Annotated in this window: 11 protein-coding genes; 8 read left to right on the top strand and 3 right to left on the bottom strand. The window is 36.0% G+C overall.

The features are described 5' to 3' along the window. Positions 1 to 4: 4 nt before the first annotated feature. The gene (locus EHQ24_RS16065) at positions 5 to 586 is read left to right on the top strand and encodes a cytochrome C oxidase subunit IV family protein (RefSeq protein WP_135602640.1); all 582 of its coding nucleotides are present in this window, start codon (positions 5 to 7) and stop codon (positions 584 to 586) included. 83 nt (positions 587 to 669) lie between these two features. Next, on the top strand, positions 670 to 2,622 hold the full coding sequence (locus EHQ24_RS16060) for a PP2C family protein-serine/threonine phosphatase (RefSeq protein ID WP_135602639.1): 1,953 nt from the start codon (positions 670 to 672) through the stop codon (positions 2,620 to 2,622). A 4-nt stretch (positions 2,623 to 2,626) separates the two neighbouring features. Here the strand turns inward: EHQ24_RS16060 and EHQ24_RS16055 are convergent, their stop codons facing one another. Then, positions 2,627 to 4,249, bottom strand: coding sequence for a 7TM-DISM domain-containing protein (locus EHQ24_RS16055; RefSeq protein ID WP_244310480.1), 1,623 nt, complete (start codon positions 4,247 to 4,249; stop codon positions 2,627 to 2,629). 50 nt (positions 4,250 to 4,299) lie between these two features. Between EHQ24_RS16055 and EHQ24_RS16050 the strand changes: the two genes are divergently transcribed. Next, positions 4,300 to 5,202 carry a LamG domain-containing protein gene (locus EHQ24_RS16050; protein WP_135602637.1) on the top strand — a complete coding sequence of 301 codons (903 nt, stop codon included), beginning with the start codon at positions 4,300 to 4,302 and terminating at the stop codon, positions 5,200 to 5,202. A 31-nt stretch (positions 5,203 to 5,233) separates the two neighbouring features. Here the strand turns inward: EHQ24_RS16050 and EHQ24_RS16045 are convergent, their stop codons facing one another. Both EHQ24_RS16045 and EHQ24_RS16040 read right to left on the bottom strand, forming a co-directional pair. After that, positions 5,234 to 5,860, bottom strand: coding sequence for a class I SAM-dependent methyltransferase (locus EHQ24_RS16045; RefSeq protein WP_135602636.1), 627 nt, complete (start codon positions 5,858 to 5,860; stop codon positions 5,234 to 5,236). A 112-nt stretch (positions 5,861 to 5,972) separates the two neighbouring features. Continuing rightward, positions 5,973 to 6,827: an LEPBI_I2678 family protein gene (locus EHQ24_RS16040; protein WP_135602635.1), complete on the bottom strand. Its 855-nt coding sequence runs from the start codon at positions 6,825 to 6,827 to the stop codon at positions 5,973 to 5,975. Between the two features lie 174 nt (positions 6,828 to 7,001). On the opposite strand from EHQ24_RS16040, the gene EHQ24_RS16035 reads away from it, so the two are divergent. From EHQ24_RS16035 to EHQ24_RS16015, 5 genes are all read left to right on the top strand, one after another. Then, positions 7,002 to 7,613, top strand: coding sequence for a hypothetical protein (locus EHQ24_RS16035; protein WP_135602634.1), 612 nt, complete (start codon positions 7,002 to 7,004; stop codon positions 7,611 to 7,613). Positions 7,614 to 7,696: 83 nt separating this feature from the next. Next, the gene (locus EHQ24_RS16030) at positions 7,697 to 8,278 is read left to right on the top strand and encodes a CarD family transcriptional regulator (protein WP_002978378.1); all 582 of its coding nucleotides are present in this window, start codon (positions 7,697 to 7,699) and stop codon (positions 8,276 to 8,278) included. Positions 8,279 to 8,316: 38 nt separating this feature from the next. Then, positions 8,317 to 9,354 (top strand): PIN/TRAM domain-containing protein, encoded by a 1,038-nt coding sequence (locus EHQ24_RS16025; protein WP_135602633.1) that lies wholly within the window; start codon positions 8,317 to 8,319, stop codon positions 9,352 to 9,354. 24 nt (positions 9,355 to 9,378) lie between these two features. Then, a complete protein-coding gene (locus EHQ24_RS16020) occupies positions 9,379 to 11,142 on the top strand; it encodes an apolipoprotein N-acyltransferase (RefSeq protein ID WP_135602632.1) in 1,764 nt (587 codons plus the stop codon). Beyond that, on the top strand, positions 11,123 to 12,664 hold the full coding sequence (locus tag EHQ24_RS16015) for a hypothetical protein (RefSeq protein WP_135602631.1): 1,542 nt from the start codon (positions 11,123 to 11,125) through the stop codon (positions 12,662 to 12,664). The genes EHQ24_RS16020 and EHQ24_RS16015 overlap by 20 nt, the downstream gene beginning before the upstream one ends. Positions 12,665 to 12,681 lie beyond the last annotated feature (17 nt).

Genomic DNA, 12,681 nt, shown 5'->3' with positions numbered 1-12,681 from the left:
TCGAATGGAATACGTAATCAATTACGGACTTTACTTCATCGCCCTCGTTGCAGTTTTCACTCCAATTCTTGGATTTGGAATCTTTGCTCCTGGGATTGCAAAAGCTACTATTGTAGGATTCATCATCAATTGGTTTGGTCAGTTTTTCCAAACAAATCGTTATGCGAAGTTTACAGAAGAAAACAAAGACAACAAATTGTTAAAATTTGTTTTAGGTGATGAAGATCACAAAGAAGATCATGCTTCTGCTTCCATGTGGGTAGAAGATGGTGAAGAGGAAGAAGAACACCACGAACACCATGTAATTTCTATCAAAACTTATGTGTATGTTCTTTTGGCGCTTTTCTTCGGAACTTTTGTAACCGTTTGGGTAGCACAATACGATTTAGGAAAGTGGAACATGATTGTAGCCATGGCGGTTGCTACTTGTAAAGCTTTCTTCGTGTTAGCTTATTTCATGCACTTAAAGTATGATAATATGCTAAACCGAGTCATTTTCCTTTCTGCGTTTGCCTTTTTGGCATTGTTGTTTGCATTTTCTTTTGGAGATATTATCTCTAGAATTGCGCCCACAACTGAGTTCTAGATAGAGTTTTTCTTTTAAAAAATAGACAAAACCCTTTTAAAGAAGCCCGCCCTTGCGCGGGCTTTTTCGTCTAATGAAGAATCGTGTATCAGTATTTTAAAACGATTCTATTTAAATTCCTCGACTTAACTCCTGAAAGGAAAATCTATAACCAGGATTATATTGCCGAATTAGACAGACATACCCGAATCATCCAGATTCCAGGTAGTATCATTGGTGTTTTCGGTATGTTGGGATTTGCATTTGATACAGATGCCAAACTCCACCCTGAATTTCCTGAATTATTCTATTTTCGCATTGGATACAGCCTTCTTTGTTTTTCCTATATAGTTTTTATTATCTACAATCATTATAAAAACAAGTTTTCCTCTTGGGAAGGTCTTACTTGGGCCTATCTAACATACGCCTATCTTTTGTTTACCGCCGCTTATTATACGGGTCGGATTGCCGATGATGCTCCCTATGTTTCTGGGTATCAGATGCTCGTGATGATCCTTCCTTTTTTACCACTCCCTAGAAAAACTTTATTCATTTATTATCCTATATCCATTCTGATTTTTTTCATTTCTGTTTATGTGTATAAACCAGATCTTTCTACCGCTGCATCAGCATATTCGATGCAAAATTTGGCGATCAGTTATGTTCTTGGAATTTTTAGCGGACTCATTATGGAAAGGTACCGTTTTCATTCCTTTTTGAACCACAAACGTATCATCAAAAAGAACGAAGAAATTACTAAAACTGTAGATGAAATTCAGGCCTTTAAATCACAACAAGATGGAGATTATTTTTTAATCTCACTCCTTCTGGAACCACTTCTGGGTCATGAAACAGATGGAACCGCAGTTAGTATCGACACAGTGGTAAACCAATATAAAAAATTCCATTTTAGAAATAAGGAATACCAGTTAGGTGGCGATTATATTTCTGTTTATAACCTAATTTTGCAGGGGAAACGTTACAAAGCTTTCATTAATGGAGACGCAATGGGTAAGTCCATTCAAGGAGCAGGTGGGGCCATTGTGCTTGGAGCTGTGTACAACTCTATTATCATTCGTTCGAAAATGGATCCAACTTCTTCCAACCGGTCACCCGAACGTTGGTTACATGATTGTTTTTTAGATTTACAAAAGGTGTTTGAAACTTTTGACGGAGCCATGTTGGTATCTGCCGTCGTAGGTTTGTTAGAAGAATCTACTGGAACTTTATACTTTATCAATTTAGAACACCCTTGGGTGATTTTGTATCGTGATGGAAAAGCAAAATTTATAGAAGATGAAATTCATTATTATAAATTAGGTGTGATGGAAGTTCCAACCAATCGATTTATCTCGGTTTTCCAATTACAGAAAGGAGATAAAATTATTTGTGGGTCGGATGGAAAGGATGATCTGGTAATCTCCGAATCTGGAAGGTATCGTGAAATCAATGAAGATCAAAATTTAATTTTAAATTGCCTGGAAGAATCCGAGGGAGATGTAAAAAACGTAATCCCCATTTTAAAAACCAAAGGAAAGTTTTCGGATGATTTAAGTTTGATTTCGATGGAGTATAATTTAGGATCATTCTCTAAACCTGGAGTGTATTGGGAGGAAGCTAAAAAGTGCATCAAACAAAAACAATATAGCAAAGCTTTAGATATACTTTTATCATATAATTCTGCATTAGAAATTTCCATTAAGGAATTAAAATATATCACTAGGTTATATGAAAAAGAGGGAATATTACTTAAGGCAATGGAGTATGCAAGTTTGGCCTTGGAGAATTTTCCGTCGGACACAAGATGGATGTTTCATACCTCAGTTTTATACAAACGTCTCTATTCTATTTACAAATCAAAATCCTTTTTAGAAGAATCGCAAGAATTGAGTGAAAGGGTGAGGTTAAGGCAACCAGAGAATATTGGAAATTTGATCCACTTAGCGGACGTTTGCCGACTGAGCGGAGACAAAGATCGGTTTGTATACTTACTCAAACAAATCGAAATACTGGAACCTAACAATTCAAAATTAATTGAATTAAAAGAAAAAGTTTAGAATTTTAATCTACTCGTTGTTTTTTTCTAAAATCCAAAGGCGTGATTCCAGTAGATTTTTTAAATTCTGAATTGAAACTAGATTTTGAGCCAAAACCTGTTTCATAAGCAACCGATAGGACAGAAACACTGGGATTGTTTTTTAATATTTGTTTTGCTTCTGAAATTCTATAGGAGTTGATATAAGAGCGAAAACTTAATTTCAGTTTGGCATTAATTAATTCGGAAGTTTGTTGGATATTGAGGCCAATGGCGATAGACGTTTTTTCCAAATCCAATTTTTCATCTAGATAAGGTTTTTCTTCCTTCATCCACAATTCTAGTTTTTGTAAATAATGATTATAATCTATTTTTTCTAACTTCGATTTTGTGTATTTATTTTTTTGGTCTGATTCAAGGGTAAACATCCTTTCTAAAATACTGTTTCTATTTAGTATTAAGTCTTGGTATTTTTGAAATAAATTGAATAATAAAAAAAATAGATCCAATTGGAAGGCAAATGCTGGTCCATAAACAGCTAATAAAGAGTAATTCGTAATTCCTAAATGATAAAAAATAGTAATGTATCCGAAAAAAAAGTACAATCCCCAACTGGTTAAGAAAAAAATAATCCTTTTTTCTCCCATTAAAAAAACTTTAATTCCTGTTAGTAGAATCAAAGGAATCGAAACTATATAAGTTAAATTGATTACTTTGGAGAAAAAAGAATACTCTTCTGTGAATAAAACTCCTATGGCCGAGATAAGCCCAATGGCTGCTAAAGTTTTTAATATTTTATCTGTGAATGGTGTTTTTGTTTTTGTTTCTAAAAATAACCTAGTGAATTGAAACGATGCACCAATTCCAACAGACAAAAAGAACAAAATAGCTTTACCTTGCCACCAGATTGCGTTTGGCCAAAAACTATGAAAGGAATTACCGAATTGGGTATTACACCACATTGTATTCGTTATGACATAGATAGAATAGTAAAAAAATTCACGTAATCGAAATGCTAAAGTATAAAAAATACTAATGATTAACATGACGCAAGAGAAACATAAAATGGACCAAGTAGCAGATGATTCGACAAGGATTTTATTTTGGAATTCGTTTTCTTTTAGTAGTAGAATAGGAAACGAAATCAAAGAACTCGATTGTAGTTGTATGTAAAAATATCTATCCGTTGGTTCTTTGGGAATGCGAAAACTCGGATTCAGAGCTTCCGGTAAGGCCCAACTTGATTTTGGATAACTGTCGCCAGTTCGATATTCGTTATAAGACTTTCTTGCATTTGGAAAATATAATTTAATATCATCAAGAACTCTCCATTCAAAAGAGAGTATACTCCCTGCTTTGAAGGTCTCATTAGAAGCGCGAGCTCTTAGCCATATGGCACTTTTTGTGTAATGAAAGTTAATCGTGTTTCCTTGAATTTGATTCCACTTTGGCACAGAATCTATATTGGAAATATCAATGTTATGGGTGCTGTCCTCATAATATTCAAATTGGTTTGTGATGTTGTTTTCGTAAAAATAAGAACAATTGCAGATAAATAAACTAATATAGATGAAAAAACAAGACTTGAACCACATCACCATAAGTTTTCTAAGGGAAGGAACAATTGGGCAAGTGGAAAAAATGTCCAAAAATATATCTCCGGACGACGAATCCATAATTTCGGATATGCTTTGGTTTTATGCGGAGTCATCATTTCCGAATCACAGAACGGATCACAGTATTGGCATTTGTTTTTAGTTTCACTTTCTTTTGTAAGCCGAATTCTTTTAATAATACAGGGGACTATGAAAGCAGTTCTTATCGGGAAACTAAAATATTACAATGTTTATTGGAAGGAAATTGTATTCCTAAAAACGTCAGTACGGAACGTAGCTACCAAATTCCAGATTCACTTGTTTCGGGACTTTACGCTTGGTATCCTCTTGATGGAAACTTCATGGATATGAGCGGAAACGCACGTCATGGTTATTTCCCCGGTGGAGTATGGCCTGTGACTTTGGGACCTTCTTATACTATTGGTCATTCTAACCTAACAAATGGTAGTGCATCTTTCAACGGAACCAATCAATTGTTTGCCAGTAACTTTCTTCCCCTTTGCCATGAAGATTTTACGATCGCATTATGGATCTATACAAATGTGGTTTATAATAACAGAATTTTAGGATTCCAAGGTTCACCGGGCGGCAATCCTGGAATCACAGTTGTTTTGAATCCAACAGGGAACCCAGAATTTAGTGCATATTGGGTGGCTAGCGGGTATAACTCAGATGGTATATCGGTGAGTTCTTCCTCTGTTGTATCTGCAAATGTATGGACTCATATTGTCTATGTTCACAATGGAACCACTCGCCAAGGAACAATTTGGGTCAACGGTCTGAGTGCCGGCACTACTGCAAATTTTGGTTCCTTCGCTGGTTGTACAACCGGTAATTCACCTAACCAATGGTATAACGGAACACCATTGAATATTGGTTATGCGTATGCAAATCAATATTTTACAGGCAGGATGGATGATATTTGGTTTTTTAAAGGTCGCCAACTAAATGTTAGCGATATTTCCACTTTGATGGGTCTTCCTTAGTCCATTGGCCTTCTTGGCAAACGCGGAGATTCTACTTTTGGAATTGAATGATTCGACCCTCAATTTCTAAGTTTTTAAATCCATAATGATTTAATATCCATTCAAAAGATTCTTTTGTATAAAAGAAAGTATGTGTTTTGTCGTTTTTATAATACCAGTTTTCAAAGTCTATTTCATCATCATAAGGATGGGTTAAGATATATAACGACCCATTCGGGTTTAGTAATCCCTTTAGTTTTTGGAACTCTAGTTTTGGGGAATGAAAATGTTCCACCACTTCTGTCAGAGTGATATAATCATAGGTTTTTAATAGATTGTTGTTATAAGGATGGAAAAAGGGATCGTATATACAAATCGAATAACCGTTTTGTTTTAAAAGATATTCAATAGCGGAATGTGATCCCGCACCAAAATCTAATCCTTCATCATCTGGTTTCTGAAATTGAAGGACTTTTTCGACGATGGGTTTTAGAAAGTTTTGGTATTTGAGATCATATACATCATTTTTATGTTCTAGGTACCTTTTGTTTTCTTCGTCTTTTGTAGGCAAAAAACTTTTTTCGATAAATATAGACATACAACTTGTACAACGTAAATAATTTCGGAATTTGGTTTTGTGAAAGGGATTTGAAGTAGATTCGCACAGTGGGCAATTCATAGAAAACTGTTTCCAATTTTCTATGAATTTGGAATTTTTCAATCGATATTTGAAGGAATCATGTTTTGTAACAAATGATCCAACTTTTGGAAATTGAAAATAGATTTTTCAACTATATGTCAAAAGATTTCATAAAGTTAGATCTTGGGCAATATCTAAAAATTTCGAAACCTTTTAAAACCGACTCAGATGCTAGGTAAGGATTTGGTTTCCCTGAAGAAACTAGGGTATGTATCGTTATGTTTTTTGCATTATCAAAATCCGTACATACAACGGTTGCAGATGCTGGTTGTAAAGTTAGTTTGCTTGTGATAGCTGTTTTTGCTGTGTAAGTATGTTGATATCCATCTTTCTTAAAAGTAGTATAAAACTTCGATTGAACCTCAAAATTGCCAGGTGAAAACAAAAATGGTGCAGATTTAAGATCATATTCTTTACCATCACTATCTTTTACTAGAACTCCGGTCACATATCCATTGAATTGAATGAGTCCTTTGTTGTTTTTTAATTTATCCCGTTCTGATTCAAATTTTCTGTAAGTTGTAGTATCTGTTTTTTCTTTAAAATTTACATTCACTTCCAGTTTGATGTTTTCACTTGGTGATTTATAAACAAAAAGTGCATCGTTAGAATGATCGATTAAAAATAATACGGGTGAAAATAAAAAAGTTAATAAATTTAAATATGCAAATGTATTGAATTTCTTTTCGATAATAATTGTTTTTGGTTCGAACCCATTTTTTTCAATTCGATAGTTAAATGTTTTATCTGACTTCACAGGGTATTCTATTTGGTGAAACGACTCACTTACCTTTTGATCATCTAGATAAATACTGGCTTCTAATTGATCCGCATACACTTTTATGGGAACGTGAGTGGTTGGCTTGAACATAGTGGCACAACCTATTGTCAGTAAGGTTGTCGTAAATAATGCTAATTTTGCGATATTCTTTAGTATCTTGGTCATAGAAACTGAAACTAGTTATAATTGAATTTCGTGCAAATTCTTTTCTCGATGATTGTTTACCCTTAACTATCTTACTTTTCTTCACATTCTAATCGGGTAAGATTTCATCAAAAATCATTCTATTTTTTGGAAAACGTGTCCGACAATTAGAGTAATAGAGATTCCGGAACACCCATGCAAAATATAGATTATTCAAGAAAGCTTAGATCCGGCCGACCCTTTGAGGGCGAGGTTCCCTCCTATTCTCCGCAAGCACCATCTTATTTAGGAACCTCCCAAAAACCGAAATCAGCATTCATCCTTCTTATCGGTGGAATCTTACTTTTTACCTCTGGTATGGTGGTCGGAATCCAACTCGGACAAAAGGAAACCAAATTCAAAGAAAACTCGGAAACTTCTTTTTCGAATGTAGGTTCTCACAAATTACCAGCACCCCAATTGGCTGAATCCAAGGAAGATGGAGGAAACCAGGAAGAAACACGTTCACAAGGAACTGATTCACCCTCTGGATCCCCGTTTCCAGCCACTTTGAAATTCCCTCCTAAAAATGACCAAATCAACTATATGGTACAAATTGGGGATTTCACACCGGAAGAAGCAGTGGCAGTCGGAAAACAACTCATTGATACAAATCCTAGCTTAAAAGGACGGATCTTTCGTACCTCTACTGGTAAACTTTTTGCAGGTTATTTCTATCGTTTGGATGATGCCAAGGAAACCTTGGAAGCGGTTAAAGCAAAACTCCCTTCACTTACCGATGCTCAAGTAAAAACCATTCGATTCTAAACTATTTTTACCAACTTCCTTGACATTCGTCAATTTCCAGGTATAATCAGGGCAAGAGTATTTACGGAAGTTATTATACTTACTTGGCTACAAAAAAACTAAACGAAAAAACTAAAGAGCCTAAATTCAAGGTAGGGGATTACGTTGTATACCCTATCCATGGAGTAGGTGAAGTCACAGAAGTTGCTAAAAAGCTGATTCTGGGAAAGAAAAAAGACTGTTACAGTTTGGAAATTCAAGGTTCCAAAATGAAGGTCTCTATCCCAGTGGATCGCGCAATGGATGTGGGTATCCGGTCGATCATTGATAAAAAAGAGATCAAAAAAGTTCTCACTCTCCTAAAAAAGGATGAGGTCGACACGGAAGAGGACTGGAAAGTCCGTTACCAGAACAATATGAACAAGATCAAATCTGGTTCCATTTTCGAGGTGGCTGATGTTTGCCGTAATCTTTACAGACGTGCCTATGGCAAAGAACTTTCCATTATGGAAAGAAAACTCTATGAGAGTGCCTATAATTTAGTAAAGATGGAAATTGCACTTAGTAAAGGTGTACCCCAGGAAGAAGCAGGAAACATCGTTTCTGATGTGTTAGCGGCTTCGGTTCAGGGATTGGCTCCAGCACCGCCTCCAAAAGAATTGGATGATGATCTAGATTTAGAATAAACTTCCGTTTTACTCAACTCTTTTACAAGGATTGAGTTATGAAACATTTACTTTCAGCCCTTGGGACAATTTTAGTCTCTTCGGTGTCGTTTTTCTTCTTATATTCGGAATCGCAAAACCTCGTTTTGGCGGGGGTACTTGCTGGAATCATTTTCATTTATTCCCTAGTGCTCGTATTAGGTGAAAGAAAATTATTCCCTGAAATCAAAGCAGATCTAGTACTTTGTGCAAGCGTTGGCGCCCTTCTTGGATTGTCCATTGCTGCATTTCCTATCAGTCTCTTAAACGATTACGGATATAAATCCATTGCTATTTTTGTTGCGGTTCTTTTTTTCTTAACAGGAATCAAAACCGGAGTGGCTTTTGCAAAAAAACCAGGCCTTGGTATTTTTGGTGGCGGAAGTGGGGCCGCGGGTTCTAGTTTTCAAATTCCCGGTTTAGATACTGCCAATACCCAAATCAAAGATAAAATTTTAGATACTTCTGTTGTGATCGATGGTCGTATTTTAGATATTGCTGACACTCATTTTCTAGATGGTCCACTCATCCTTCCAAACTTTGTGTTACGTGAGATCCAACTGATCTCTGATTCATCGGATCCAATCAAAAGGGCTCGCGGAAGACGTGGTCTTGAGATGTTAAACAAACTCCAAAGAAAGGGTTCCATCGAAGTTAAGATCACTTATACCGATTATTCAGACACAAGAGAAGTGGATGCAAAACTTGTCAAACTAGCACGTGATACAGGTGGAGCAGTTGTCACTAACGACTTCAACCTAAACAAAGTTGCCGAGTTACAAGGAGTTCGTGTTCTGAACTTAAACAATCTTGCAAATGCACTCAAACCAGTGGTACTTCCTGGTGAAGAGTTCCAAATTTCCGTCATCAAAGAAGGAAAGGACGAAAACCAAGGGATTGGTTATTTGGAAGATGGAACCATGGTTGTGATTGAAAACGGTGGTCACTTGGTAGGAAAAGATGTAAGAGTGGTTGTCACAAGTATCATCCAAACTGCTGCCGGTAAAATGATTTTCACAAAAGTACAAAACGGTAACAATAACTACAACAAATCGTAATTTATTTTTAGTAGTCTAACGGATATGAAACTCTTACGTTTTTTAATTTCACGCGAAGGTATCATATCCGTTTTTTGTTATTCGCTCACCGCTGTATTTTCCTTCCTTTCTTTTGCTCCCTTAAACCTACCATTTTTTGTTTGGGTGGCTCCTTTTGGTCTCTTTCTCATTGAAAAAAGAAACAGAGGTGAATGGAAAAAACTCATCTATCACGGGTTTGGTTTTTCTATTCTATTTTATTTAGTTTCCTTCCATTGGGTTTACCATATGACCACTGTTTTCGGTGGATTTGATTGGTATTTGGCAGTCCCCATATTTATTGGCTCTGCGATCCTTCTTAATTTTAAATTTCCAGTTTATCTTTTGGTTTTTTCTTTTTTAGCCAAACGAGTGGGAAAATTTTTCCCTGTCATTGCTTCTGTATCCATTCTATTTGCTGAATTTTTTACTCCCCAAGTGTTTCCATGGTATTTTGGAAATGTTGTGGCAGAAAATCAAATTTTGGCACAAAACGCGGAGTATGCGAGCGCATACGGCCTGTCTGCTTTTTTATTTTTTGTTTCTTATTATTTGTTTTCATTCAGGAAACCAAAAACGTTTTTTCGGCTACTGACAAATTTTCTTTCTAAACACAAAGGGTTTCAAAAAAAAATTTTATTTGGTGGCCTCAGTTTTGTTTTGGTTCTGATTTTATTTTTTGGGAACGGATTTTATTTATTCCAAAAATGGTCCAAAGTAAAACCAATCTCCGAAAGAGAAGTGTTAGTTGTCCAACCCAATGCACCATTGGAGTTTCGGGATGGTAGAAATCCTGTAGAAGAAATTCGAAATCTTATGACTCGGATTGATTCCATTGTGGAACGTGAACTTGCAGAGAAACCAGTGGATCTAGTGGTTTTACCAGAGTCGGGAATTCCTTTTTTTACAACCCACGATACGGAAATCACTCGTTACAGTAGGATTTATTGGCACCAGTTTGAATCATTAATGGCTATCCTTGCTCTAAGGCATGGAACCAATTTATTCTATAATGAGTTAGATGCAGATGTTGTCCCAGAAGCCCTTCCTGGCCGTTTTTCCAGACGAGATGTTCGAATGTATAACTCTTCTGTTTTAATGAATCCCAATGGCGAAAGAAGGAACAGTTACCAAAAAGTTTTTTTACTGATCTTTGGTGAGTATATGCCTTTCGAGTGGATGTATGCTTTATCTGGACAAACCGGACAGTTTGCACCTGGAACAAGTTTGAGTTTGATTCCCTATTATGAAGCAAGAAAAACTCCCTCTTCCCAAACAAAAAACCTTCATTTTGAAGATACGGTAACCATAGGACCGGCTGGAGTTCGCGAATACTATTCCAAAGACAAAACGGAAGAAAAACAGATCGGAAGTTTTTTACCTTTAATTTGTTATGAAGTCATCATCTCTGAATTCGTAAGAAAGTTTTCGGGTGATCCTGATTTTATTGTCAATGTGACAAATGATAAATGGTATGGAAATTCCGTAGAAACCTACCAACACCATACCTTGGGTAGGCTTCGTGCGATCGAATTTCGTAAATGGATTGTTCGTTCCACTAACTCAGGTACGTCTGTATTTACAGACCATCTTGGTAGTAATGTAGATAATGATTTTACTCCTATAGAAACATCTGCCGTCATTCGCAAAAAAGTACAAGTAATTCCTGGTGAAATGACTTTTTACAGATTGTATGGAAATTTACTTTCTTATTTGTATATGGGTATTGTTGGTTTAGTGTTTTACTTCTATGTTAAAAGGAATTCGTAAATTTCTATTTGATAGTCGATTTTATATTGCTCTTTATATTTCTGTAGTCTCCCACATAACATTAATTATCTATTCTTTCAACCATTCAGACTCTCCTTACCAAAAAACACTTTGTGGCCCACCTTGGATTTACGAAAGGGAAGAAGAAAAAGAGCTCAGTTTTCAAATGAGTTTTGGAAATTCGATGAGCGAAACTGGAAATTCAGATTCTGCCGGTGAACCTGGTGAAGGCGAAGAGGGAGAAGGGGGCGACGGGAACGGATTTTCCAAAGGCAAATACAAGGGAAGCCAGTGGGAAGAGTTAGTCAAAGATTTGGAGGGAACCTCCTCTTTACGAAAACAATTTAAGAATGATTATGACCAAATCAATGAGAACTCGGGTGTTGCTGATTCCTATATCAAAAGAAACCGTGATTATGAAGACATCATTGTTAAAGACGTTCTCCCTACAGTAAAAGGGATTCGTGACCCTTTTCGAATAGATATAGAAACAGCTGAAGACAATTTGTTTGTGCACAAAGAACGAAACCGAATCATTGAGGAGTTTCGCAAAGGTGAAGAGTTATCTCCTCCAATTACCATGCGAGTTTCCAAAGAAGGAGAAGCGGAACCAAAATCTCCACTTTCTATGTCCAAAGAAGATCGAAACAAATATTTGGACAAAACTCTAAAACAAAAAAAAGAAAAACAATTGGATGAATTTATCTCTCGTTATATGGGTTACGATCCAGACAAAGGGGATTTGAACCTGTTTGTTCGTGATTTGTATTATGAAAACTTGCAGAGGTTAGCTTATCCTTTCAGTGGTGATCCTAGTTATTTTGCCATTGATTATTTTCAAGAGAACTTAAACAAAGAAGATTTCCTTCGCCAAATGATGGCAGCTTTGTCCCAAAATCTTGGAACCAATACCGGTACAGAAATCCTTTTCACAATCGAAAACATTTATGAAATTCAAGGCCGTGCTCTTGAACAATACTTCCAAGCTAAAGAATATTTGAAAGTGGCAACACCGGAACAAAAACAAACTTTACGTTATGAAACGCTCAGGCGAGTGGAAACAAAATATAAGAAACTATTACAAGATAAAAAATTATTCACGAACAAAGATGTAGAAGAAGCATATTCTAAGAAAAGAATTGATATTTTAGAAACATTGATTTCGAAATCACCGAAAGGTTATCGTTTAAAGGATGGATACTTTGAAAAAGGACGTGTCCTTTGGGAATCAGGCACCATAAGAAAGGATTCTAAACTCCAATCGGAAGCCATCAAAACTTGGAACCGAATTCCGGGATTACCATCCAATGGAGACTTTTTGAATGAAAATGCTTATGAGAATATTGAATTATTGTTAAGAGATTTGGGAAATGTAACGGATGCTGAACGTATAACCGCTCATACAAAAGACCAAATAGAATATATTTTACGCACAAGACTCAGTGAATCAATGATGAAGAAAAAAGAAAGAGAAGATAAACTACTTTGGCCTAAACTTAAAAAACAACAAGAAGGTTTTTAATATAGCGGTTGTTTTGT

The sequence above is a fragment of the Leptospira noumeaensis genome, from assembly GCF_004770765.1.
Taxonomy (GTDB): domain Bacteria; phylum Spirochaetota; class Leptospiria; order Leptospirales; family Leptospiraceae; genus Leptospira_A; species Leptospira_A noumeaensis.
This window is presented reverse-complemented; position numbering and strand designations above follow the sequence as displayed.